The organism is Halobacteriovorax sp. ZH5_bin.2 (genome assembly GCF_043196375.1).
Classification (GTDB): domain Bacteria; phylum Bdellovibrionota; class Bacteriovoracia; order Bacteriovoracales; family Bacteriovoracaceae; genus Halobacteriovorax_A.
The window spans coordinates 160,373-182,077 of sequence record NZ_JBEBMJ010000006.1 but is presented as its reverse complement, the minus strand read 5'-3'; the positions used below and the strand labels follow the sequence as shown (position 1 = coordinate 182,077).

Genomic DNA, 21,705 nt, shown 5'->3' with positions numbered 1-21,705 from the left:
TTTTGATTGAGTTTCATGACGCACAAAGGTGAACGGCCCTTTTTCTTTGACATCCCTTTTTACCATAACTTAAAATTTAATTAAGAGAGGATTCCTCCCATAATCTTAATGTCATGGAGGGCATTTTGACACGTAAAACCTTTGTTCTCGATACTAACGTATTACTATTTGATCCTAATGCTATTAACAAATTTGGTCCTAACGACGTCTTTATTCCACTAGTTGTTGTGGAAGAAGTAGACCGTTTTAAGAAAGATCAGAATGAGAATGGTCGTAACGCTCGTTACTTCTCAAGAATTATCGATGACCTTCGCAAGAAGGGATCACTAATGGATGGTGTAGAGCTAGACAATGGTGGAACTCTAATTATCTCTGTTGATAAGACAATTGAAAATCAACACGAAACAATTGATTTAACAATTAATGATAATTTAATTCTTGCTTCTGCAATTTTTCTAAAAGAGCAGGGTGAAGATGTTGTTCTAATAACTAAGGACATTAACTTAAGAATTAAATCTGATATCTTAGGCATCAATGCAGAAGATTACGGAATGAAAGATATTAAACTTGAGGAGATTTACTCAGGTTACCGTTTTCTTCCACTGCCAAAAGATAAACTTGAAGAGTATGAAAAGAATCGCTTCCTTCAACTTGAAAATTGGGAAGAGCTTGAAATTTTTCCAAATGAATACTTAGTTGTTCACGAAGAAGGAAATGATAGAAGAAGACTTTTAGGACGCTTTTCAAAAAGTAAATTAGGAATCGTTCCTCTAATCCCAATGAGAGAAGGGGTTTGGGGGATCTATCCAAAGAATATGGAACAACAATTTGCACTAGATGCTCTTCTTAATGATGATATCAAATTAGTGTCTCTTGTTGGTAAGGCCGGTACTGGTAAGACTCTTCTTGCAATTGCCGCAGGTCTTGAGATGACAATTAATCAAGAAAAGTATTCAAGACTTCTTGTCTCTCGTCCGATTCAGCCAATGGGTAAAGATCTTGGTTATCTTCCTGGAGATGTTAACGATAAACTAGGTCCTTGGATGCAACCAATCTTTGATAATATGGATTTCCTATTTGATCAAAGAAGAGCAGGAACAAGTTCTTCATATGTTGATCTAATGGATCACGGACTTCTCCACATTGAACCACTAACGTATATTCGTGGTCGTTCAATTCCTGGTCAGTACCTAATCGTTGATGAGGCACAAAACCTTTCTCCACACGAAGTTAAAACAATTGTAACTCGTGCCGGAGAGGGAACAAAAATCATCCTAACAGGTGACCCTCAACAGATCGATAGTCCGTACCTTGACGAAATCAACAACGGATTAAGTTATGTTGTTGAAAGATTAAAAACTGAAGAGATCATCTCTCATACGAAGTTAACTGTTGGTGAGCGTTCGGCGCTTTCTGAAACAGCTTCAAAGTTACTTTAAGAGAGGAATAGCGAGTGTCGAGAGCTAATCGTCAACATTTAAGAGCACCTGTTAATCAAGAGATGCTCTATCTTTGTGATGACTATGTTTTAAAAGGCCGCTGTTCTAATATTTCCGAAGGTGGAATGTTAATTACCGATATGGGGCGCGTACCAGCAAGTACGCGCTTTCATACCATGGTATCCCTTATACAATATCCAGAGTTTTCAAAATTAAGCTCTCAGAAATTAGTCAGTATTGACCACAGTGCCTTTGATATCGAAGTCATTCGCTGCGAAGTTGATATTGTTCGCTCATTTGAAGGACTATCTGAAGTCGAAAAAATCTTACTACCGTCGATTGGTGCTAAGTTTTCTCACGTTACTTCGGGGAATATGGCCCTGATTCGATCATATGTAACAACTTTTTCAAAGAATATGATCTATCTTCTAACTCAGTTTGAGAATTCATCAAAGAAGAATGGAAATATTGTACATCTTAGAAAGACAGCGTCGTTACTGGGCTATGACTCTGAAATGAAGCTACCACTTCTTAGAGCAAAAGTTCTTCATGATTATCAATCTTTAGAATCTCTGTAGAAATTTGGTTCCTTTCTTTAACTAAATATCTAATATTACTAACTTTATTTTATTCATAAATAAAAACTTACCTTTTCAATAATATTTACCGATACGTTCATACATAACAGTCTGTAATCGCGTCAGTTTACAGAGGATGACAATAAAAATTGACGACTTTTTCTCGTTGTTCTTTTTTTTTGTCTGTAAGTGGCCGTTATTTAGTTGGATGAAAATAATGAGGTTAAAATCTTTTGAATATGAGCTTTATTAAGTCAGTTAACATTATTTGGATCTTATTAGTGATATTAGTTACTAGCTCTTGTAACTCTAAGATCGCTTTAAGCTTTAAGGATGACTTAAGCTTAACTGAACTTATGTTAACAAGTGATAATGGTGGAGATCAGGTTCTTTCAGAAGAAATTGTTGTGGATAGAGCATCTGCATTCAATATGTATTCATTTGTTGGTAATCAACAGTCAAAAGAAAAGAAGCTTGTTACGTGGGAGCTAGAGTCTGGTAGTGCTATTCTTGCAGAGGATGATGATCAAAAAGCTGTTGCTATTTCGGCCCTTTCAAATGGTCAAGTCAAAGTTAGGGCGCGCCTTAATGATTCAGTATCAAAGTCTGTTGTTATTAACTTTATCGATAATCAAGTATCATTAAAAAATCTATCACTTGAAACATATAATGGCGTATTAAGTATTGATGCTTCATATGTTGGTGATATGAATGATAATTCGTCTGCTACAGTTTTCCTTTGTAATGAGAGTGATACTGTCAATTGTGATCCTTTAAGTGGCGACAGTTTTCTCCTGAATAAAGTAACACCTAACTTCAACGAAATTCTAACAAACTTATCGCCAGTATATAATGCTGGAGAGCTAGTGCGTGTTAGGGTTGTTGCCAGTGACCCAGATGGAGAAGTTGTTGGTAGCTTAGAAGAGGTGATTGAGTTATCTTCGCAACTTTCTAGTTTTGCACTACCTTCTTTTGATATTGAATCGATTAGCAATTCTCAGCTTTATACCAATATCTCAGATGCGAATAGTGTCATCGTAAATATTTCAAATACGGATGATATTTTAAAGTATTGCTTAATTGAAGATGATCCGACAAGACCAGTTTCAACAGCTAGTGGAAGTTGTGATGGAGGAGACTGGAGTACAAGTATTCCTACAGCATTCGTTATGAGCGGAATAGAAGATGAGCGAAATGTATTCTTATGGGTTTCGGATAAATTTGATTCTATAAACACCGTTTCAATTTCTGATTCAATAACTGTCGATAATTCACTACCTGGTTTAGTTTCTGGTATTTCTTTAGGTGAGGTAGGCAGTGACTTAACTGTTACGCCAAGTTTAAGTTGGGCATCAGATGCCATCGATCTCGTTAGTGGTGTTCAAAAATATCAAGTTCGTTTACTAAGAAATAGCGATTCATTTGAAATAGTTTCTTGGACAGATTTCATTAAAGGTTCTAACTTTACAGGCTTAAGTTTATCAATGAGTACTCAATACGATTATGAAATACGTACAATTGATAATGCTGGTAATATTGGAAATGCCGCATTAGCTTCTTTTGTTACAGCATCACAGATTGTAGACCCAACGATGAGTATGCAAGGAAGCACGAGTACATCTCCTGTTTATGCAAATTCAAGTGATGCTCGAAATGTTGATTTAACAATAGGTAATATTGCAGATGCTGCTAACTATTGTCTGATCGAAGATAATTCAACTCGACCAGCTAGTGTCTCTGGGACAAATTGTAACGGAGGCCCTTGGTCATCAACTACGCCGACTTCTCATCTTTTTTCTGTAGGAGAAGGAAGTCGTAGTCTCTATCTTTGGGTGGCGAATTCATTTGGAATAATAAATTTAAATTCAGTTAGTGATTCAATCACTATTGATACAATTGCACCAACATCCATTTCTGGGTTAAGTTTAACTTCTATACCTACAAACTTAACTGAAACACCTATTGTTTCTTGGACGACTGATTCGACTGATTCAACTTCTGGTGTGTCTCATTATGAAATTCGCCTAGAAAGAAGTAGTGATAGTACTACTGTAATTGATTGGTCTGTTTTTGCTAAAGGGAATCGATTAACAGGACTTAGTTTAGCCAATCTTACTGACTATAGAGTTTTAATCAGAACAATTGATAATGCAGGAAATATTTCTAGTAGCACTAGCGACATATTTACAACGAACTCTTCTATTGCTACGCCAGTATTAGAATTAACTGCCTCAAATACTCTTTCAACGGATTATCTAAATATTTCGGACAGCTATGAGGCATCGACTAATATTTCAAATATTACAGATGCTGAAAAATACTGTTTATCTGAAGGGCAGTCGACACAACCAACTTCTACTGCAAATGGTACTTGTGATGGTGGTAATTGGGTAACTGTTGCTCCTTCTAGTCATACATTTTCTGCTGGAGAAGGGAGTCGTGCTCTCTATTTATGGGTTGCAAATAGCGATGATGTCATTAGTACAGTTGTAGCGACAGACTCTATCTTTGTGGATACTATTGTACCTACAAATATCACTGGAACGTCATTAGGTTCAGTTGGAACAGACTTAACAGTTAGTCCAACAATCTCGTGGACAACTGATGGTAGTGATAGTGGATCAGGAGTTGAACATACCATTTTCCGAATTGTTCGTGACTCAGATTCTTTTGAAATGGCAACATGGCAAACCATGACAAATGGTTCATCTTTTACCGGTTTATCCCTTGCCGGAAGTACTGTTTATAGAATTGAATATAAAACTGTGGATCAAGCGGCAAATGAAAGTAGTGTGGACAGTTTAACATTTACAACTCCTTCTATGATGGGGAACCCTAGTATCTCTTTAAGTTCGCCAGATACTACTTCTACAAGTTTTACAAATGCCAACGATGCTGGACTGGCAAATGTTTCCTTGGGTTCAATTTCTGATGCGGTAAAATTTTGTCTTTCTGAAGGCCAATCTACATCACCGGTATCTACTGCAAATGGGACATGTGATGGAGGTAATTGGAGCTTAGTTGAGCCAACGAATATATCATTATCTACAGGAGATGGTAGTAAGACTGTTTATATTTGGGTTGCAAATATAACAGAAGAAATCAATCCAAATGTAACCTCAGACTCTATCACAAGAGATGATACCTTACCGTCGAGTATTTCTGGTTTAAGTGTTGGAACGGTTGGATCAACTTTAACTTCAACACCAATCATTTCTTGGTCTACGGATGCTACCGATACCACAAGTGGAGTCTCTCATTATGAGGCAAGATTGATATTAACTAGTAATTCAAGTGTTATCTCAAATTGGACTTCATTTACTAATAACTCTACAATTGATTCATTATCTCTTTCATATAATACAGAGTACACGGTTGAAGTTAGGGCCCATGATAGTGCTGGAAATATCGGGACAAGTTCAAGTATTAATTTTACGACGGCCGATACAATCGTTGATCCAACTCTTGCTCTTTCATCTGCTGATACATCTTCAACAAGTTTTATCAATTCAGTAGATGTTAACACTGCTGAAGTTTTAATTGGAAATGATTCAGATGCTATTGCCTACTGTCTTTCTGAAGGACAGTCGATTGCTCCGGCATCAACAGTAAATGGAAGCTGTGATGGCGGGGATTGGAGTGGAGTAAGGCCATCTTCATTCACTTTCTCTTCGACTCAAGGAAGTCGTACACTTTATTTATGGGTAGCAAATAGTTTTGGAATCATAAACTCTGGAACAATTAGTGATTCCATTTCAAATGATACAGTTAATCCTACAAGTATAGCAGGACTTTCTCTAGGGGCCATTCCAAATACTCTGGCATCAACGCCTGTTATTTCTTGGACGGGGGATGCTACAGATATAACTTCTGGTGTGGCCACTCACGAAGTACGACTTGCTCGTGTGGCAGGTGATGTGACGGTTGTTGACTGGACAAGTTTTACAAGTGGAAATGCTCTAACAAGCCTAAGTTTAGATAATAATACGCAGTATTCAGTTCAAGTTCGTGCACGTGATAATGCGGGCAATATTGGTCTTTTTGAAAATATCAGTTTCACAACAAGTGCAACACTGGCCGATCCAACGCTGGCCCTTGATGCTTCAAATACTGGATCGACAATTTATGTGAATTCGACAGATTCAAATATTGCGGATGTGGTTATTGGAAATGATACTGATGCTGTTAAGTATTGTTTAAGTGAATCGAATTCAACAAAGCCAGCATCAACAGCAAGTGGAACTTGTGATGGTGGAGATTGGGTTTTGAGTGCTCCAACGCAATTTACATTTGATGCAACAGAAGGCGCTCGCACACTCTATCTATGGGCAGCAAACTCTGAAGATATTATAAGTGACGGTGTGGTTAGTGACTCAATCACTCTTGATCGAGTAGCTCCTACTGATATTACAGGACTAAGTCTTGGCGCTGTAGGACCTAGCTTATCTGAAACACCAACTATTTCTTGGTCAGGTGATTCCACTGATGCAACTTCTGGCGTGAGTCATTATGAAGCAAGATTAATTGAACTTCCAAGTACTGGTATTACAACCTGGTCACCAATCTTAAATGGTGGATCGATTACAGGCTTAAGTTTAACAAATGATACAAATTATCGTATTGAAATTCGTGCTCATGATCTTGCAGGTAATATTGGTAACATTTTAAGTGTTGATTTTACTTCAGCAGATACAATTGATAATCCAACACTTGCCCTAAGCTCAGCAAGTACATCTTCTACAACATACTTAAATAATTCTGATGCAAATACAGCGCAAGTTGCAATTGGTAATAATACAGATGCAGTAAGTTACTGTCTAAGTGAATCCAACTCAACAAAGCCAGCAACAACAGCAAGTGGAACATGTGATGGTGGTGATTGGGTAGCAAGTGCGCCGACTTCTAAATCATTATCAGTTGGCGAAGGGGCCAAAACTTTATACTTATGGGTTGCCAATAGTTTTGGTGTCATTAATGACGGACCAATAAGTGACTCAATTACTGTTGATAATACTGCACCAACAAGTATTTCTGGAGTTTCACTTGGTAGCTCTACTGGAAATCTAACAACAACTCCGACACTTACTTGGACTACTGACTCAACGGATGCTATCTCAGGTCTTTCTCATTACGAGCTAAGACTAGTTAGAGATAGCGACTCAAATGAAGTTGTAAGTTGGGCAACGTTCGTTAAGGGAAATAATCTATCTGGCCTAAGCCTTGATAATTTAGAAACATATCGTTTTGAAATTCGCTCAGTTGATAATGCAGGTAATACGAATGTGGCCGCAACGACAACTTTTACAACAAATTCAACAATTGCTGATCCAATATTTAGTATAGCGGCTTCAAATACAGCTTCTACTTCATATGTGAATGCAACGGATAGTATGCAAGTTGATGTTACTCTCTCTAATATTACAGACGCCGTTAAGTTTTGTTTAAGTGAATCAGACTCAACACCTCCTTTAAGTACGAATGCAGGAAGTTGTGATGGTGGTAATTGGCTTCTTTCAGCTCCAACTAATTATACATTTTCAGCTGGAGAAGGTGATCGTACACTCTACGCTTGGGTTGCCAATAGTGATGATGTAATTAACTCTAGTGCTATTAGTGATACGATACATATCGATACAGTTGCACCAACTAATATTAGTGGTTTTAGTCTAGGGTCTATACCAAATAATTTAACTGAAACTCCAACTCTTTCTTGGACAGGAAATGGAACTGATGCAGGAAGTGGTCTAGCTACAACTCTCGTTCGTCTCGTTGATGCCAGTGATGTAGAGATTGTTCCTTGGGGAAGTTTTACTTCAGGAAGTAATTTTACTGGTCTAAGTCTAAGTGGAAATACAGATTATTATTATGAATTTAAAACTGTTGATAATGCTGGTAATGAAGCGAGTGATTTAAATGCTATGTTCATTACAGTAACACCAATTGCAGACCCTACGATAAGTTTATATTCTGACTTATCTAGTTCAATGACATATATTAATCTTGCTGATAGCCGAATAGCGGACTTAACATTAGGTGATATCGATGATGCGACGAAATTTTGTTTAAGTGAATCTCAGTCAACTAAACCTGTTTCAACAAATTCTGGCTCTTGTGGTGGTGGAGATTGGTTAGTAAGTGAACCTACATCTATCACTCTATCAGCAGGGGATGGCGCAAAGACCGTTTATATTTGGGTAGCAAATGCAACCGATGATATTAATGCCGGTGTTTCAAGTGATTCAATTATCTTAGATGAAACAATTCCAAGTACAACTTCTGCACTTATTTTGGGAAGCGTAGGTAATCGCCTTGATCGTACACCAAATATTAATTGGTCAACAAATGCAACAGATACAAATGGGATTGATTACTATCAATCACGTATTGTTAAAACTAGTGATTCATCAATCTTTCGTGATTGGACGACATTTTCGAAAAATAATCGTATCACAGGACTTTCTTTAGAAAACCATACTGAATATAGAATTGAAATTCGTGCTGTGGATAATGCCGGTAATGAAGGGAATTCTGTTAGTGCAAACTTTACGACTAACTCGACAATGGATGATCCTTCAAACTTTAGCTTAGCTTCACCAGAAGGAAATGAAGATTGGATAAATAAATACCAGAGTAACACTGCTAATATTTCATTTACAGATCCTTCTGAAACTGACTTGTATTGTTTAAGTGAAACTCAAAGTACAAAACCTGTTAGTACTGCAGATGGAACTTGCGGTGGGGGGAACTGGGTTAGTTCTAAACCTACTTCAATTTCTCTATCAGATGTAGAAGGTACACATACTGTCTACCTGTGGCTCGCAAACTCTTCAGGAGTTATCAATACAAATCAAGTCTCTGATTCAATTGGACTTGATAAAACGTCACCAGGAAATATGTACGGTGAGTATCTAGGGGCCATTACTGATATTAATTATACGCCTCCTTTTAATTGGGGATATGATGCTAGTGATGCTCTTTCTGGAATTGATGAAGTTCAAATTAAAGTTACTGAAGGTGCAACCACAGTTATTAACTGGATGACAGCAACTAATGGAATATCTCTTGCCCTTCCTGGTGCTCAACCGGAAACAAACTATTCTATCTGGATTCGAAGCATTGATAATGCAGGAAATTTAAGTGGTACAAGTCAGACTGGATATACAACTCCTGCTCTTATCAAAGATATCAGCTTATCAACTTCTTCGATTTCGAATATGGATGTGGATACAACAGGTCCTAGCGCAACTCACACGGTTACTGTAACAAACACAGGTAATATCAGCTTTAGTGGTATTGAATCTCGTCTTGAAAGCGACTTTATGACATTTGAAATTGTTGCTGACAATTGTGATGGAGTTACTGTCGCTGTTGGTGGAACATGTACTATTGATGTAAGGGCAAATCCATATCGTAATGGTATTTATAGTGGCGCACTTTATGTTTCTGTAGATAGTAATGAGTATTCTGTTGCCTTAAGTGGTGAGGCCACTAATATGCCTGTATTCTATGGACCTCTTGCAATTAGTAACGATCAATCTGACTCTTCTACAGCTACTACTGCTACTCCTGGTCAAAGTTATCAGTATATTCATAATGTGAAAGATGGGCCTAATAGAATAGTTATTGTAAGTGCAACATCTGATTGGATATCTACTCCTGGAGCGAAATTTAATGGTGTGAATATGACTAGTATCACAACTGTTTCAAGTGGATTTGGTAATAAAGTTAGACTTTTTTATACTGTAAATCCTCCTGTCGGTGATGGAATTATTGAAATAACTGGGACTAATAGTACAAGCGGTGCTTCTCATGCTTTTACTTTTTATAACGTTGATCAGTTAAATCCAATTGATTCTAATCAGTCGGATACTGCTACAAATGGTATCGGACAGGTTACAATCCCATTAGTTGATCACAAAGTTGCTATTGTGGCCGTTGGTGGAAGTAATAAAACGGCATCATCAGATATCACTCCTGAAATAGAATCACATCATACAGACGGAGAATATCTCGGGATGTTCACATATCGTAGCTCTTCATCAATTTCACCAACATTTTCTTACGGTTCGAGTGATGATATTGCAGTAGCATCAGTGGTTTTAAATGGATTAGAAAACTCTGCTTCTTTGAGTGCTAGCCCATCGACGATTAATAACTTTGACATTTTAACTGGTACGACCTTTGGGCCTACCCACACTATTACTATCTCAAACTATGGAGGAGCTGCTAGTGCAACAATCCTCTCTCCTGTGATTTCAGGTGATGATGACTTTGTCGATATCGTAGCGGATAATTGTGTTGGGAATACAATTGCCTCAGGTGGCTCTTGTACTGTTGATATTAGACCAACATCTTTTGGAAATACATCTTATGGCGCAAGTCTATTGTTTTCTGATGGTAACTATGAGACGAGTTTAGATGTTAATGGTGAAGCTTCTGGTTTTGATGCAGATATTGATGTACAACTTGATAATACGACAACGACTATGGCCAATTACACTTCAGGCCTCCAGTCTTCGTTTGCTCACACAGTAGGGGATTATGAAAATCGTCTTCTCGTTGTTTCACTAAATCAAGTGTCAAGTGGTAGCATCAGTGCGGTCTCATTTATGGGTGAAAGCTTAACAAAGTTAGATAAACGTAATTTCCAACCATCAAGTAACTATTCCCGTTCAGAAACTTGGTATTTAGTTAATCCTCCTGTTGGAAGCGGAACAATTAATGTATCGTCATCATCTTCACCTAATACTTCAATTATTGCTCGTAACTTTTATTCAGTTAATGTGGACAATCCGATAGAGTTGATTGAAGGAAAAGTCGATAACACAAACCCTACGAGTTTAGATGAAACAGTCGTTTCTTCAGCGGCAGACTTTATTATATTTAATATTGCTGCAAACTCAGCAAGTACTTCTTTTACATCAAATATTTCTCCTGTCGATTCTGACTTCGTTTCTTATAGTGGAAATATTGGCCTTACACAATTCCTCTATCAAAAAGGTGGTAGTTACACATATAGTTTCACACCAAGTTCAACGGCAAGCTCAATTGCTTATCAAGCGATCCGTATAAATAGTGCTATTGATACAACTTCTCTTAGTATTTCAGCTGCTAATGGCTTTGATCTTACAGGTGGGAATACGAGTAGCACAATTCAATATACTGTGCGAAATAATGGAGGAGTTACTTCATCTGCTTTAAATGCGGCTTCGATAAATAGTGGTACGACTTACTTTAGCATTATCACAGACAATTGCGTAGGCCTCACTTTAGCCGCGGGACAGTCTTGTACTATTGATATCGAGGCGACTACTCCTGCAAATGGTACCTTAAATGGTGAAGTCTCTATCAGTGATGGAGTCTTCTCTTCAACTAAGTCGTTGACTACTGTGGCATCTGGACATGCAAGTGATCTCTTTCCATCTTTTGATGCTACAAATTTTACGAGTGCCAACTTCTCGTCAAGTTCTACAACTTATACACAGTCGCATACAGTTGCTTCTGGTAACGATCGTTTATTAGTCGTTAATGTCGTGAGTCACTTTACCATTCTTAATTTTTCGGGAATTACTTATGGTGGAGTTCCACTAACACGTCTTGATACAAGAACACAAAGCTCTGGGGCGAAAACTGAGATTTGGTACCTGGTTAATCCGGCAGTTGGAACTGATGATATTGTTATCAGTGTTAATAATCCATCATTTGATATTGCAATGATGGCCTCAAATTTTACTAATGTTCATCAATCGACTCCATTTGATACAACAAGTAAGGGGGGAGGACAGAGTAGCCTTTCTATATCTGTTGATAACACAGAAATGCAGTATTCGTTTATCTCTCTAGGTAAGGGTGATGATGTCGATGTTGTCGAATCACACACTCCACTAAGCCGTGACTTTATTGATACGTTTGATGGTGGCTACGGTTTAGCAATGTTTATCTATCCTGATAATTTTGTCGAGGATGTAACTATTGATCTCGATTTTGATTACGGCGCTTATATTAGAACAACTATCAATAGTACTTACTACCCGTAATTTAAAAAACATTCATTGACAAAAATAAGGCCCATCACTTGATGGGCCTTAAAACAAAAAAACAAAAATAAAAAGAGAAGAATATAAAGAACAAAACTATAGTTTTGCTTTTATCGAATACTTAAGGTCCTTGATTGTCGCTAGAAGATACTTATCAATAGGCGATTCATTATCAAGGATGCGGCTTTTAAATTCAGCTGTAAGCTGGTCAACTTTAATTAGTAGATCGTTATTAATAACATCATCATTGTTAATTTCTGCAACAAGAGAGTTTGTCTCATTAATTAGGGCAGAGAAGTCTAGCTTTGAGAAATAATCTCTTTGAACAGTACTTTCACAACGGTTAGCTTTTTCGCTCTTAAATGCGTTGAAACTGATAACTTTATTCTGCGTGATTGAATTTAACATTTAGCGGTACTCCAATAATCAATTGCTGTTCATTTTTTTTCACAATTTTTGTGAACAAGCGGGATTATGGAGGAAGAGGCCCGTGCTGTAAACTCAAATTGACGGGCCTTGTAATTTTTTCTGACTTTAATGATTTTAGGCGTTTACGTCTTTTTTCTTCCATTTTGAAACGACGATACCAAGAATTACTGCAAGTGCTACAGCACCAATTACGTAATTACTCTTCTTGATATACTCAATAGCTGTCTCACCAAATTGATAATAAACAGTGAAGTAGACCACACATGAGACAGTTGCTGCAAGAAGGTCTGACAGAGCAAATTTCCAAGCATTCATACGTCCCAGACCGGCCGATAGGAAGAGGGCGTTTCGAAAACCAAACGGAACAAAACGTCCGAAAATCAATGTGAAAACACCATACTTTTTAAAGAAGGCGTTCACCATATCAAGACGTTCTTGAGTAACCATTGAGGCGAAGAAATTGATTTTAAAAATTTTAGGACCTAGGTAGCGTCCAATAAATCCGTAACAAATTAAATCTGAAAGATAGGCCCCAAGAAATACTCCAAAGAAAAGTGGGTATAAATAATCCGGATTCTTGGCCGCTAGAATGGCCGAAGTAAATAACATGAGATCTTCCGAAATGGGAATATTAAAACCAGCTAAGAGTAGTAGACCAAAAATAATGAATGGTGCCATGTGGACGTGAGTGTTGATATAGAGCATGATCTGATCAATGAATTCCATTTTATCTCCTAGCGTAACTGTAAAAAAATCAGATTAAGAATATCCTAATTTGATTCAATATGCATTAGTTATCAGCGCATTTTTCCTCCCTCAAATTTAAAACATTTCTCTGGTAATATTGGTGCCGTGAAAAAGAGAATATTGAGATCACTCATTATTTTTTATATTGGTTTAAATACGAACCAAGTATATGGAAAGGATTTGGACTTCTTTTTAAAGTCTAAAGGGGATAACCATAATTACTTTATTCAAACTTCGGCGTCTCTGGGAATGTTTAAAGAGAAAACGTCTAGCCAAGTTTTGAAAACTCAAAAAAATTCACCAATGACATTAACTGCTGGGCTTTCTTATTTTCCAACAACAATAGAAAAACTTTCAATAGTTGCTCTTGGTAGCATTTCTTATCTTGTTGGCTCAGAAGTTGAAAGTGATAGTGGCAGCACCTTCTCAAATAACTTAAAACTAAAGCCAGAGCTTGGGGCAAGCCTTTACGCACATAAATCATATACTCATCGCAATTCAACTGGTTTTTTTGCTGGAGTGGATTACGAATTATTTAATGTCTACAAATCAAGTGAGCTCTTAAATGGAGGGGCCCTTGATGTTGAAACGAAGCGTATTTACTATGGGACTGTTGGTTTAACCTTTGCGCAAAAAATGATTACACCATTTGTCTTCAATTTGGGCTTTTCTCAGTCTGTAAATTCGCAAAGAGGTCTAAGTGGCCAGCGCTATCAAGTCAACTATAGTCAAAAATATAGTGAGAATATGTGGTATCACATCTTTGCTAAACGCCATGAGTTAAAAAATGATTATCGACAACTAAGTATCACTCGCTTGGGAATCGGAGTAGGATTTTATTATTAAAAAAGGCCCTCAGTAGAGGGCCTTCATATTTCTGGCTAATTATAGCTTGTTGAAATACTCTTGTGATCCTTTTGGATCTGGCTTCATTGTATCAGCACCTTTTGTCCAACCAGCAGGACAAACTTCTCCGTGCTTAGCTGTAAATTGGTAACCATCTACAAGTCTTGCAACTTCTTCAACATTTCTACCAACTGATAGGTTGTTGATTGAAACGTGTTGAACGATGTTGTTGTCATCGATGATATAAGTTGCTCTAAATGCAACGTCACCTGATGGCATAAGAGCACCGTATGACTTAGAAACTTCTTTTGTAAGGTCTTCTAGGATTGGGAAGTTGATATCACCAAGTCCACCTTCGTTTCTTGACTGCTTAGTCCACGCTAGGTGAGAGAAAGCTGAATCAACAGAACAAGCGATAACTTCACAGTTAAGGTCTTTGAAAAGTTGAATCTTATCAGAAAATGCTGTGATTTCTGTTGGACATACAAAAGTAAAATCTAGTGGGTAAAAGAAAAGAACTTTCCACTTTCCTTTGAAATCTGAAAGTGAAATTTCTTTGATTTCACCGTTAACTACTGCGTTACCTTTGAATTCTGGTGCCGCTTTTGAAACTAATGATGTTGGGTAAACTGTTTCAGTCATAATATTCTCCTGTTTTCTGCGCGTATAACTATTGAATAGTTTATAAATTCTTGCGTTAAATTAAACCGCAGGGCCAGGGGAAATTCAAGACCTGCAATGTTAAAATTCGTTCATCTTTTTGTAAAAAAAGAAAAAGTAGAGTAAATAATTTCAGTTGCTTAAGCTGGAATTTAATCAGAAAATCGCAAATATTTATCTAAAGATATAGTCCCAACCCACCGAAATGCTGAATGCAATAGACAAATTTATTGGAAAAGAGTCCAAATATATATCTAGGGAGAAAAAATGATGGATCCAAAGGCACATATACCTAACCCAATTGTTATTGAGCAAACGGCAAGAGGTGAGAGACAATACGACATTTATTCAAGACTACTTCTTGATCGAATTGTATTCTTAGGTACACAAGTTAATGACACAGTTGCCAACCTACTTATTGCTCAGATGATGTTTCTAGAGCAGAGTAATCCAGAAGATCCAATCCATTTCTATATCAATTCACCAGGTGGAAGCGTTTATGCTGGACTTGGTATCTACGATATTATGCAACACGTATCTTGCCCAGTTTATACATACTGTGTAGGTCTTGCGGCATCTATGGGATCTCTGCTTCTAACGGCAGGGGAGAAGGGACACCGTTACTCTCTTCCACACTCAAGAATCATGATTCACCAACCACTTGGTGGAGCTCAAGGTCAGTGTTCTGATATTCAGATTCAGGCAAATGAAATTCAAACATTAAAAGACCAACTAAATGGTATCTATATTAAGCACTCGTCAGTTGATATGACGATGGAAAAAATTGTTGCAGCAACTGACCGCGACAATTACCTATCTCCACAAGATGCAATTGAGCTAGGTATTATTGATGGTGTTATTGAATCTAATAAGAAGTAAGATATAATTCTATTTTAGAATTAAAACTAAAGGACAATGAATGACTAAAAAAGATGGATCATACAATAGTTCACTTTCTTGTAACTTCTGTGGGAAGTCTCAAAAAGAAGTTAAAAAGCTAATTGCAGGACCTGGTGTTTATATCTGTGATGAGTGTATTGAATTGTGTAATGAAATCATTTATGAAGATACGGTTAAGTCTGTTTCTAAGGCCGCTCTTGATAATGTTCCAAAGCCACATGAGATTAAGCTTCACTTAGATCAGTATGTAATTGGACAAGACAGAGCAAAGAAGATTATCTCTGTAGCCGTTCATAATCACTATAAGAGAATTGCTCACGGTGATACGAAGAGAAAAGATGATTCAGTAGAACTTGCAAAGTCAAATATTCTACTAGCTGGGCCAACTGGTTCTGGTAAGACTCTTATCGCTCAATCACTAGCAAAGTTTCTAAACGTACCATTTGCAATTGCTGATGCAACTTCACTTACTGAAGCTGGTTACGTAGGGGAAGACGTTGAGAATATCATTCTTAATCTTCTTCAAGCATGTGACTACGACGTTGAAAGAGCTGAGCGCGGTATCGTTTATATTGATGAGATCGATAAAATTGCACGTAAGTCAGAAAACCCGTCGATTACAAGAGACGTTTCTGGTGAAGGTGTACAGCAAGCACTTCTAAAACTAGTTGAAGGTACTGTTGCTTCTGTTCCTCCAAAAGGTGGACGCAAGCACCCTCAACAAGAATTCATCCAAGTTAACACAAAGAATATTCTTTTCGTTGTTGCTGGTGCATTCGTAGGGCTTGATAAAATTATTGAAAAACGTATGACGAAGAGACCAATGGGACTTGTTGCAAAACAAACTGTTGATGCTGAAGAGTCTGTTATTCAAAAACTTGGTGGTATTGAAGCAGAAGACTTAACAAAGTTTGGACTAATCCCTGAATTTATCGGACGTCTTCCTGTAAACGCACTTCTTGAAGAGTTAGATGAGGACGCACTTGTTTCAATTCTAACTGAACCAAAGAATGCGATTACTAAGCAATATCAAAAACTATTTGAATTTGATGGAATCGAACTAGAATTCGAAGAAGAAGCTCTAAAAGCAATTGCTCAAACAGCTCTTACTAGAAAGACTGGAGCACGTGGACTTCGTGCCATTATCGAGCAAACAATGCTTGAAGTAATGTATGACGTTCCAGCAAATGATAAGGCCAATAAAGTTGTGATTACTGCTGCTTCAATTGCAGGTAAGGAATCACCTCGAGTTGAAGAAGGTCCAAGAAAAGAGAAAACTTCAGCAAGCTCAACTTTAGAAGCTAAGAAAGATATCGAATCAGCTTAAGAGTTAATTATTTAAAAATTAATATATAGCTTAAGAGGGCCAGGCATTTTGTCTGGCCCTTGTTCGTTTAGGCGGTGTAGAAATTACACTACTTCTCAAATGTCAGTTTTTTTTAGCTAAACAGTCTTCTCCAGTCGGATAACTTAAGTGCTTGTAAATATAGGCCTATGCACTGTGAATTTATTGAGGGGCATAAGATTCCGACCAAAAAAAGTTTCAAAATATTTATAGGTTCTTGATACAATTTATAAAAGGGTTAGAGATTAGACATGAAGTCTTCCCATCTTTCCTTTTCCCAGAATTTTTTTGACAAGTATTAATAGTGCAGGAGGTGCTATGTCAGACAAGAAGTCAACTGAGTCGAAGAGCCTACCGTTACTTCCGCTAAGAGACATGATTATTTTTCCACACATGGTTGTTCCACTATTTGTAGGAAGAGAGAAGTCAATCAACGCCCTTGAGGAAGCATCAAAAAATGGTAACGAGCTTTTTCTAGTTACACAAAAGGATGCAAGTATCCTAAACCCAGATCGTGAAGATGTTTACAATGTAGGAACTGTTGTAAATATCATTCAAATGCTACGTCTTCCAGATAATACTGTTAAGGTACTTATCGAAGGGAAGTACAGAGCAACTATCGAGGAATTTGAAGCAAGAACTGAAGGTTACTGGGCAGAAGTAACTAAATGTGTTCCAGCTGTTCCTGAACAAGTAAAAATTGAAGCTACGGTAAGATCGATCAAAAACGTATTTGAACAATACGTGAAGCTTAATAAGAGAATTCCACCTGAATTACTTATGAGTATCTCATCAATCACTGATCCTTCAAGATTAGCTGATATTATCGTTGCACACCTTTCAATGAAGATTCCTGAGAAACAGGAAATTCTTGAAGCGGTAGATATTGAAGCACGTCTTCAACTTCTTCTTGAAAAAATGCAAGGAGAGATCGAGATCATTAACGTTGAGAGAAGAATAAGAACTCGCGTTAAGTCTCAAATGGAAAAATCTCAGAAAGAGTACTACTTAAATGAGCAAATGAACGCTATCCAAAAAGAGCTTGGACAAAAAGATGAGAAGTCTGAAGTTCAAGAAATGGAAGAGCGTCTAGCTAAGAAGGTTATGCCTGAAGAAGCTGTTGCTAAAGTACAAAAAGAGATTAAGAAACTTAAGTCAATGTCTCCAATGTCAGCAGAGTCTGCCGTTGTAAGAAACTATATTGACTGGATGCTTTCTCTGCCTTGGGGAGAGTATACAGAAGACAACAATGATGTAACTCATGCTAGAAAAGTTCTAGATGATCATCACTTTGGAATGAAAGATGTTAAAGAAAGAATTCTTGAGTATCTTGCAGTAAGAAGCCTTGTTGGTTCAGAAGGAAAGGGAACGATCCTTTGTCTAGCAGGTCCTCCAGGTGTTGGTAAAACATCAATTTGTCAGTCACTTGCTGAATCACTAGGTAGAAAATTTGAAAGAGTTTCTCTTGGTGGTGTAAGAGATGAATCTGAAATCCGTGGTCACCGTCGTACATACGTAGGTGCAATGCCAGGTAAGATCATCACTGCTCTTAAGAAAGCAGGGACATCAAACCCAGTAATCCTTTTAGATGAAATTGATAAGATGACATCTGATATGAGAGGGGATCCTGCAGCAGCAATGCTAGAGGTTTTAGACCCAGCTCAAAATAAGAACTTCGGTGATCACTATATTGAAGTTGAGTACGATCTATCAAAAGTAATGTTTGTTATGACAGCAAACGACCTAGGACAAATCCCTGGTCCACTTAGAGATAGAATGGAGATCATTAACCTTGCTGGTTACACTCCAATTGAAAAAACTCAGATCGCTAAGAAGTACCTTGCACCACGTGCATGGAAAGACAATGGACTAAACGATTACGAATACTCAATCTCTGATAATACAATCATGGAAGTTGTTCGTGGTTATACGAAAGAAGCTGGTGTTCGTGGACTTGAAAGACAGTTCAATACGATCGCAAGAAAGATTGCTACTGATGTTGTGACGAAGAATGTTGAGAAAGGTAAGAAGTTCTCAATCTCTTCAAAGCAAGTTCAGAAATATCTTGGTCCAGTTAAGTTTGATGATAATGTAATTGAAGAACAACCAGAAGTAGGATTAGTAAATGGTCTAGCTTATACTTCAGTTGGTGGTTGTCTTCTACATATTGAAGTTATCGCAGTTCCTGGTAAGGGTGGTATCCAAATCACTGGTAAGCTAGGTGAGGTAATGACTGAATCGGCTAAAGCAGCAATGAGTTATGTTCGCTCAATCGCTGGCCGTCTTGGAATTGATCAAGAATGGTTTGAGAAGCATGATATCCATATTCATGCACCTGAAGGGGCAACTCCAAAAGATGGCCCATCTGCAGGTATCACGATGGTTACAGCAATCACTTCGGCAATCTCTGGAATCCCTGTAAGGCAAGATGTTGCCATGACAGGTGAGGTAACAATTAGAGGACGTGTTCTTCCAATTGGTGGCCTAAAAGAAAAAATGCTAGCAGCAAAACAGGCAGGAGTAAAAACAGTTGTTATTCCTGAAAAGAATAGAAAAGACCTTCTTGAGATCCCACCGGAAATCAAGCAAGGACTATCAGTTCACCCTGTTTCACATGTTGAAGATGTACTGAAACTAGCTCTAAACTTAACAGAGCCAGAGAAGTTCATGCAGCATGTAGGGCTGAAGGTTATTGACTCTGGGAAAGGGATGGAAGTAGCTAACTAAGCTGCTTGCCTCCTATTAAAAAATTAATACTTGTTAAATTTGGTCCTGCTTATGCAGGGCCTTTTTTATTTCAGCAAGTTATAGAAATAGCAAAAGATCGCGTATAATAGGTAGGAATAGGAGTTGATAATGAATAAGAAGCTTTTAATAATAATTTCTCTCGTGGCCACTAGTAATGCTTTCAGTTTGCCTAAGAATTTTGGGTATCGCTCAAGACTAAAAGCCTGTCTCGATAAGGCCATAAACTCTTCTTGTAACTATCAAGTAAAGGGTAAGTCTGTAAGTGGTGAGTGCCGTGAGGCAAAGAAAGGTAAGAGGCTCATTTGTGTTAACTTAGATAAGCTTGATAAATAAAAACACCTCTTACGAGGTGTTTTTTATTCTCCAGAAGTACCGTAATTAGGCAGAACTCGCGCTGATGGATCATCAACCTGGCAGTTCTCCCATTCCTTATTAGGCATCCAAAAGTCTGTAATAAGGCCCGAAAGTCCTGGAAAGTGTCCTTCAAAGAGATCACGATACATAAGAGATTCTTTCGTAAATGGAGTTGCATATGGGTGTTTTTCATGGGCCTTAGAAAGCTCTTCTTCGCTATATTTTTCTTCTGCTAAGGCCTTTAGCCAATCAACCATATCGTGCCCAACAGCGTCTGAGAAGGCCGCTTTTTCACGCCATAGAATTTCATCAGGAAGATAGCCACTATGATCAAAAGCTTTTCTAAGTAGATACTTTCCTTCTCCTGACCAGTTCATCTTAAGCTCTGGGGCAATCCCCATAACGTATTCGATAAAGGCCTTATCACTAAAAGGCACACGGGCCTCAAGTGAGTGAGAACTAATCGAGCGATCTGCTCTTAGAACATCATAGAGATATAATTCGTGAACACGTTTTTGTGCTTCCTTTTGGAACTCAAGAGGACTAGGGGCAAAGTCTGTGTACTTATAGCCAAAGAGTTCATCACTCACTTCTCCTGTTAGTACAACTTTCACATCTGTTTTTTCACGTATGTACTTACACACAAGTGACATACCCATTGAAGCTCGAATTGTCGTGATATCCCACGTTTCAAGCTTGTGAACAAGTTCTCCAAGGTGCTCAAATGCTTCTTCTTTCGTAAAGATGACTTCATGGTGCTCACTACCAAGGTAGTCAGCAACAATTCGTGCATATTTTAAATCAATTGGGTTTGTATCAATTCCAACGGCAAATGTTTTAATTGGGCGATCACTAAGTTTGGCCGCGATTGCACATACTAGTGATGAATCAAGTCCACCTGAAAGGAGGAAACCTACTGGAGCATCAGCATCAAGACGCTTTCTTACACCCTCAACTAAGTGATCGTGAATCCCTCGATAGACGTCCTCTAAGTCTTCTTTTGTGCGTGATTTAATCTTTCGAACATCAAAGTATGGAGTAAATTCACCATCGGCATAGTAGTGCCCTGGTGGAAATGGTTTGATATCTTTACATAGGCCTTGTAGCGCCTTTACTTCACTAGCAAAAGCGATCTTACCTTCCTCAAGGCCATATCCATAAAAGAGGGGACGAATACCAATTGGGTCTCTCCCCGCATAGAATTTTCCCTCGCGTTCAATAACAAAAGCAAATTCTCCATCTAGTGACATAAGAAGCTTTTCGATACCATACTCTTCAAAAATTGGAATAATGACTTCACAATCTGAATCTGATTTAAACTCATAGCGATCAATATAGTCAGTTTTCAATATACGATGGTTATAGATTTCGCCGTTACAGACGAGGTGTGTTTGAGACTTTGAGATGAAAGGCTGAGAGCCGGCTTCACTTAGGTCCATGATAGCAAGGCGGTGAAAGCCCATTATTCCTTTAGCTAACCCGTGGATCGCCCTTTGGTCTGGCCCGCGGTGAGAGATAAGATCAAACTTCTCTGCAAATTCTTTTTCTTCAACTTTTCCCGTAAAAACACTAAATCCACACATGAAAACCTCCATATTTTTAGTAATATTCGGCTTTTTTTA

General features: G+C 37.9%; 12 protein-coding genes. 8 read left to right on the top strand and 4 right to left on the bottom strand.

What is annotated here, in order from left to right; translation table 11 throughout:
- Nucleotides 1-113 precede the first annotated feature (113 nt).
- The 3 genes from ABMA76_RS14840 to ABMA76_RS14830 all read left to right on the top strand — a co-directional run bounded on the left by ABMA76_RS14840 (nucleotide 114) and on the right by ABMA76_RS14830 (nucleotide 12,054).
- On the top strand, nucleotides 114-1,439 hold the full coding sequence (locus ABMA76_RS14840) for a PhoH family protein (protein ID WP_392911337.1): 1,326 nt from the start codon (nucleotides 114-116) through the stop codon (nucleotides 1,437-1,439).
- A gap of 14 nt (nucleotides 1,440-1,453) precedes the next feature.
- The gene (locus ABMA76_RS14835; protein ID WP_392911339.1) at nucleotides 1,454-2,017 is read left to right on the top strand and encodes a PilZ domain-containing protein; all 564 of its coding nucleotides are present in this window, start codon (nucleotides 1,454-1,456) and stop codon (nucleotides 2,015-2,017) included.
- A gap of 239 nt (nucleotides 2,018-2,256) precedes the next feature.
- Nucleotides 2,257-12,054: a beta strand repeat-containing protein gene (locus tag ABMA76_RS14830; protein ID WP_393062030.1), complete on the top strand. Its 9,798-nt coding sequence runs from the start codon at nucleotides 2,257-2,259 to the stop codon at nucleotides 12,052-12,054.
- Between the two features lie 96 nt (nucleotides 12,055-12,150).
- Here ABMA76_RS14830 and ABMA76_RS14825 read toward each other — a convergent pair whose 3' ends face one another.
- Together ABMA76_RS14825 and ABMA76_RS14820 are read right to left on the bottom strand one after the other, a co-directional pair.
- Nucleotides 12,151-12,462 carry a hypothetical protein gene (locus ABMA76_RS14825; protein ID WP_392856983.1) on the bottom strand — a complete coding sequence of 104 codons (312 nt, stop codon included), beginning with the start codon at nucleotides 12,460-12,462 and terminating at the stop codon, nucleotides 12,151-12,153.
- Between the two features lie 135 nt (nucleotides 12,463-12,597).
- Nucleotides 12,598-13,209, bottom strand: a complete 612-nt coding sequence (locus ABMA76_RS14820) for a DedA family protein (RefSeq protein WP_392911343.1) — start codon at nucleotides 13,207-13,209, stop codon at nucleotides 12,598-12,600.
- A gap of 126 nt (nucleotides 13,210-13,335) precedes the next feature.
- Between ABMA76_RS14820 and ABMA76_RS14815 the strand changes: the two genes are divergently transcribed.
- Nucleotides 13,336-14,076, top strand: coding sequence for a hypothetical protein (locus tag ABMA76_RS14815; RefSeq protein ID WP_393062028.1), 741 nt, complete (start codon nucleotides 13,336-13,338; stop codon nucleotides 14,074-14,076).
- 39 nt (nucleotides 14,077-14,115) lie between these two features.
- Here the strand turns inward: ABMA76_RS14815 and ABMA76_RS14810 are convergent, their stop codons facing one another.
- Nucleotides 14,116-14,718 carry a peroxiredoxin gene (locus ABMA76_RS14810; RefSeq protein WP_392911348.1) on the bottom strand — a complete coding sequence of 201 codons (603 nt, stop codon included), beginning with the start codon at nucleotides 14,716-14,718 and terminating at the stop codon, nucleotides 14,116-14,118.
- A gap of 285 nt (nucleotides 14,719-15,003) precedes the next feature.
- Between ABMA76_RS14810 and ABMA76_RS14805 the strand changes: the two genes are divergently transcribed.
- The 4 genes from ABMA76_RS14805 (at nucleotide 15,004) to ABMA76_RS14790 (ending at nucleotide 20,062) form a co-directional block, all read left to right on the top strand.
- Nucleotides 15,004-15,615 carry an ATP-dependent Clp protease proteolytic subunit gene (locus tag ABMA76_RS14805; RefSeq protein ID WP_021266245.1) on the top strand — a complete coding sequence of 204 codons (612 nt, stop codon included), beginning with the start codon at nucleotides 15,004-15,006 and terminating at the stop codon, nucleotides 15,613-15,615.
- A gap of 40 nt (nucleotides 15,616-15,655) precedes the next feature.
- Nucleotides 15,656-16,963: an ATP-dependent Clp protease ATP-binding subunit ClpX gene (gene clpX / locus ABMA76_RS14800; RefSeq protein WP_021266518.1), complete on the top strand. Its 1,308-nt coding sequence runs from the start codon at nucleotides 15,656-15,658 to the stop codon at nucleotides 16,961-16,963.
- A 336-nt stretch (nucleotides 16,964-17,299) separates the two neighbouring features.
- Nucleotides 17,300-19,708: an endopeptidase La gene (gene lon, locus ABMA76_RS14795; protein ID WP_392911351.1), complete on the top strand. Its 2,409-nt coding sequence runs from the start codon at nucleotides 17,300-17,302 to the stop codon at nucleotides 19,706-19,708.
- 129 nt (nucleotides 19,709-19,837) lie between these two features.
- Entirely contained in the window at nucleotides 19,838-20,062 is a 225-nt protein-coding gene (locus ABMA76_RS14790; RefSeq protein WP_392911353.1) for a hypothetical protein, read from the top strand.
- Between the two features lie 23 nt (nucleotides 20,063-20,085).
- Here the strand turns inward: ABMA76_RS14790 and asnB are convergent, their stop codons facing one another.
- Nucleotides 20,086-21,666 carry an asparagine synthase B gene (gene asnB / locus ABMA76_RS14785; RefSeq protein WP_393062026.1) on the bottom strand — a complete coding sequence of 527 codons (1,581 nt, stop codon included), beginning with the start codon at nucleotides 21,664-21,666 and terminating at the stop codon, nucleotides 20,086-20,088.
- Nucleotides 21,667-21,705 lie beyond the last annotated feature (39 nt).